The sequence below is a fragment of the Cupriavidus sp. 05N40 genome (assembly GCF_056397305.1).
Genome location: NZ_JBFTND010000478.1, coordinates 1 through 425 on the forward strand (window position 1 = coordinate 1; position 425 = coordinate 425).

Below are 425 nucleotides of genomic sequence, written 5' to 3' on the forward strand. Positions count from 1 at the left end.
CCGGTATGCTTTCCCGGTTACCGCTCCAGACCCGGGTCAGCATGCGCATCATCAGTTTCAACGCCAATGGCATCCGCTCCGCCGCCACCAAGGGCTTCCTCGAGTGGTTCCGCGCCCAGGACGCCGACGTGCTCTGCATCCAGGAAACCAAGGCCCAGGAAGACCAGCTCACCGACCCGATGTTCCGCCCGGACGGCCACCATTGCTTCTACCGCGACGCCATCACCAAGAAGGGCTACAGCGGCGTGGCCATCTACAGCAAGCGCGAGCCCGACCAGGTCATCACCTCGCTCGGCTGGGCGCCGTTCGACGATGAAGGCCGCTATATCGAGGCCCGCTACGGCAACCTCAGCGTGGTCTCCTTCTATATTCCCTCCGGCAGCTCGGGCGACCTCCGCCAGGGCTTCAAGTACGAAGTGATGGAG

General features: G+C 63.8%; 1 protein-coding gene. It reads left to right on the forward strand.

The annotated features are described in order from the left end of the window. Positions 1–41 precede the first annotated feature (41 nt). Positions 42–425: exodeoxyribonuclease III (locus tag AC1DO7_RS41535; protein WP_477117612.1), on the forward strand; the 384-nt coding region annotated here is incomplete at its 3' end.